Source organism: Deinococcota bacterium, from assembly GCA_030858465.1.
In the GTDB taxonomy this organism is placed as follows: domain Bacteria; phylum Deinococcota; class Deinococci; order Deinococcales; family Trueperaceae; genus JALZLY01.
Genome location: JALZLY010000275.1, coordinates 1 through 4,035, shown reverse-complemented (window position 1 = coordinate 4,035; position 4,035 = coordinate 1). Strand labels below are relative to the sequence as shown.

The window sequence follows — 4,035 nt, the reverse complement described above, 5'->3', positions numbered from 1 at the left end:
ATGAGAATCAATGGAGAGTCTGGAGCGGATCCGAGTAGGGTCAAGCTCGACTCCGAAAGGTGGCCTACATTGTTCATTGTTTCCCTCTCGTTCGGCTCTAAGGTAAAGGGGGTAGGTTTGATCTGATAAGGAGTTGCTTACATGAAGAAACTAGGTCTTATTGGTATAGTCATGGCTCTGTTGCTCGGTGCGCCCGCGTTTGCTCAGCAACAGCAAACCGGTCAGCAGATGGAGCAGACGGACATTGAAGATTTCCGGCAGCCGCTCGAGCAGTTGCGCGACGCCCTCAACGACATCATCGACGAGCTTCTCGCTCAGCATAACGAGCAGATGTCGGTTGACCGCGCTACCCTCGAGGAGCTGCAAGAAGAGCTCAACAACCTGATGGACGAACTTCTCGGCAACGGTATGGCGACGGAGACGGCCGCAGGCGCCGAAGCCGCAGAGCCGATGACGAGAAGCTCGCTCGAGCGCCTGCAAGAGTTGCTCAACGAGGTCTTCGATGCGGTCCTAGCCGACCTTGACGAAGAAGGTATGGGCATGGGCGTTGGCATGGAAACCGATGTGGACACCGATGTGGACACCGACGTGGACACCGACACCGAAGTAGACACCGACACCGACGACATGGACGACATGGACGAGGACGAAGAGGGCGAAGGCAGCAACTAAGGCCCGACAGCCAAAAGCTCTGAAGTGTATTGAGCCCGGATAAGATCCGGGCTCAAGTTTTTGGCACGCCGAGCCGCTTTAAGGAGTAGCGAGCCGCCGCAACGCGGCCTCGAGCCCTCTGGTCAGCTCCTCGGCCTCGGCCAGCCGCCGCCTCTCCTCCTCGACGACCTCCTTGGGCGCGTTCCCGGTGAACTTGGCGTTGGCGAGCTTGGTGCGGCTCTTGTCGGCGTTGGTCCGAAGTTCCGCCAGGCGTTTTTCCTGTCGCGCGCGCCACTCGCCCACATCGACGAGGCCCTCGAGCCCAAGCCGCACCGTGAGCCCCTGGGCGACCTGGCTCAGCGAGGCGCCCGACATCGTGGCGATGAGCTCGGCCCGCGCCAAGAACGCAAAGACCTCGCGATTTGCAAGCACCCCCTCCGCGGCCGCACCCGAAAGCTGAAGGGGCAGGGTCTGCGCGGGCGAAAGCCCCGCTTGAGCGCGCAAGTTACGCGCGGCGGCCACGGCGTTTTGCACCTGCTCGAAGGCCCTTTCCGCCTCACGGTCGATAAGCCTCTCGTCCGGCAGGGGCCAGCTCGCCCAGCCCAGTTGCTCGTCATGACCGAGCGCCTCGTAGATCTCCGAGGTGATGAAGGGCGTGAGCGGGTGCAGGAGCCTTAAAATGTCGCTGAGGACGGTCCTGAGGATGTGCCGGCTGCGCGCCCCTTTACCATCCTTGTCCTCGCGCAGGGCGGGCTTGGCCGCCTCTAAGTACCAGTCGCAGAACTCCGACCAGACGAAGCCGTAGGCCGCCCGGGTAGCTCCGCCCAGATCGTAGGACTCCAAGAGCCGGCCGATCTCCTCCGTCGCGCGCTGGAGCCGGCTCAAGATCCAGCGATCGGCGAGCGTCTCGGGCGGGCCCTCGTCGAGTTCACCCGCCAGGTTCATCATCGCGAAGCGCGCCGCGTTCCAGAGCTTGTTGCCGAAGTTGCGGCCCATCTCGACCCGGCGCCCGTCCCAGCGGATGTCCTGGCCGCCGGTGCTGGCATAGGTGGTGGCGAAGCGCAGGGCGTCGGCGCCGTACCGGTCGATGACCTCCAAGGGGTCGACGCCGTTGCCCTTGGACTTGCTCATCTTTTGGCCCTGTTCGTCAAGCACCAGGCCGTGGAGAAGGACGTGGCTAAAGGGTGCCCGATCGGTCAACTGGTAGCCCGCCATCTCCATGCGCGCCACCCAGAAAAAGAGGATGTCGTAGCCCGTGACCAGCACGCTGGTCGGATAAAACTTCCTGTAGAAGGGGTCTTCGCTTTCCGGCCAGCCGAGCGTCGAAAAGGGCCAGAGGTTGCTGGAGAACCAGGTGTCGAAGACATCTTCGTCCTGGTGCAGCTCGAGCCCGGCGTAGCGCGGGTCGTCGGGCGGGTCGAGGTCGGGGTTCTCCGGGTCGGGCACGTAGATGTTGCCCTCGCCGTCATACCAGGCCGGAATCTGGTGGCCCCACCAGAGCTGGCGGGAGATATTCCAGTGGCGCAGATTCGCAAGCCAGTCGCGGTTGACCTTGGCATAACGTTCGGGAACGATGGTAATGTCGCCCTCGTCGAGACCCTTCAAGACGCGCCTGGCGGCGCTGTCGGTCGCGACGAACCACTGCAGGGACAAGAGCGGTTCGACCGGCTCGCCGGTGCGCTGCGACAGGCCCAGGGCGACGCTGTGGTCCTTGGTCTCGAGCACGGAGCCTTCGGCCTCGAGGGCGGCCACCACCGCCCCCCGCGCCTCGAAGCGGTCCAGACCTCTAAACCTCTCGGGCACCAGGTCGCCAACGAGCTTGGCGTCAAGGTCGATGACGCTGGGGCGCTCCAGGTTATGGCGAAGGCCGATTTCGAAGTCTGTCGGATCGTGCGCCGGGGTGATCTTGAGCGCCCCCGTGCCAAAGTCCCTCTCCACGGCCTCGTCGGCGATGATGGGAATCCAGCGCTCCGTCAGCGGGATGCGCGCCCCCTTGCCGAGAAGGGCTTTATAGCGCTCGTCGTCGGGGTGAACAGCGACCGCCACGTCGGCGAAGATGGTCTCGGGGCGCACCGTGGCGACGTTGATACTCGCCCCGCCCTCCAAGGCATAGGCCAGGGTGTAGAGCTTGCCCGGACGCTCCGAACGCTCGACCTCGAGCTCCGAGAGCGTCGTCTGACTGGCGGGGTCCCAGTTGACGATGCGCTCGCCGCGATAGGCGAGCCCGTCGTGATAGAGCCTGACGAACTGGTGACGCACCGCCCTGGAGAGCCCTTCATCCATCGTGAAGCGCATGCGGCTCCAGTCGGCAGAGATGCCCAAGCGCTGGAGTTGCTTGACGATTATCCCGCCATACCTCTCCTTCCAGACCCAGACGCGCGCCAGAAATTCCTCACGGCCCAGATCGTGCTTGGTCTTGCCTTCCTTGCGCAGCGCCCTTTCGACTTGCACCTGCGTCGAGATGCCGGCGTGGTCGGTGCCGGGCTGAAAGAGCGCCTCGTAGCCCTGCATGCGCTTAAAGCGAATCAAGGCGTCGGCCAGCGTATTGGGAAAAGAGTGACCGAGGTGAAGGTCTCCCGTCACGTTGGGCGGCGGCATGACGATACAAAAGGGGGGTTTGTCCGAGTGGGCGTCGGCGGTGAAGGGCTGCTCGGCCCAGCGCCGCGCCCACTTCGCCTCCACGCTCTGGGGGTCGTACTGCTTCTCGAGTTCTCTCATCACGCAGCTCCCATCCGGCGCAAAAAAAGCGCCCGCTTCACAAGCGGACGAGATTACCCAAATCCCGCGGTACCACCGCAGTTCCCAACGAGCGTTCTACTTGCTGGGCACTCATTTCATCGCACTGTCGGGGCGACTCCGGGGGTTCTAGTCGGCCATTGTCATCGATTGTCATCAATGCGGCCTTTCTTCCCCATGCTCACGGGCGACCTTCACTCGGCCTTTCCCTACCCGGACTTTCAGCCTGTCATCCGGGCTCTCTGGAGGGTGGACGCGAGCTACTCCTCCCGCTCAATGCGACTCGAGTATAGCAGAAGCCTCGAGCAAAGGGCGTAGAATGGGGCATGCACAACCCTTGGGCAGCCACAGCCGCGCGGCGTCAGCCGCCCTGTCAGCGTTTCGACCTTTTTCTCGTCGCTCTTCTCGCCGCGCTCTGCACCTGGGGCGCGGCGAGAAGCCAAGCTCCCGTAGACTGCCCCAGCGGTGTGGTGGCGACGGTCAGCGGCTGGGTCTGCGGCGTAGCACAGGGTGGCAGCCCCGTGCGCGCCTTTTTGGGCGTTCCCTACGCCGAAAGCACCGCCGGCGAAAACCGCTGGCGCGCCCCCGTTCCCAAAGCTCCCTGGCCGGGCACCTGGCAGGCGGACGCCTTTGGCCCCATCTGCCCGC

3 protein-coding genes are annotated in these 4,035 nt (G+C 63.9%); 2 read left to right on the top strand and 1 reads right to left on the bottom strand.

Annotation, left to right across the window (positions count from 1 at the left end):
- Positions 1-141 precede the first annotated feature (141 nt).
- Positions 142-672: a hypothetical protein gene (locus tag M3498_13935; GenBank protein ID MDQ3460378.1), complete on the top strand. Its 531-nt coding sequence runs from the start codon at positions 142-144 to the stop codon at positions 670-672.
- Positions 673-750: 78 nt separating this feature from the next.
- Here M3498_13935 and M3498_13930 read toward each other — a convergent pair whose 3' ends face one another.
- Positions 751-3,369, bottom strand: coding sequence for a valine--tRNA ligase (locus tag M3498_13930; GenBank protein MDQ3460377.1), 2,619 nt, complete (start codon positions 3,367-3,369; stop codon positions 751-753).
- A gap of 344 nt (positions 3,370-3,713) precedes the next feature.
- Here M3498_13930 and M3498_13925 point away from each other — a divergent pair.
- A partial coding sequence (locus tag M3498_13925; GenBank protein ID MDQ3460376.1) for a carboxylesterase family protein occupies positions 3,714-4,035 on the top strand: 322 nt, incomplete at its 3' end.

What these genes read in the sequence shown, in the direction of transcription:
- M3498_13935 (MDQ3460378.1), top strand. Translation starts at nt 142, where the DNA reads ATGAAGAAACTAGGTCTTATTGGTATAGTCATGGCTCTGTTGCTCGGT.
- M3498_13930 (MDQ3460377.1), bottom strand. Translation starts at nt 3,369, where the DNA reads ATGAGAGAACTCGAGAAGCAGTACGACCCCCAGAGCGTGGAGGCGAAG.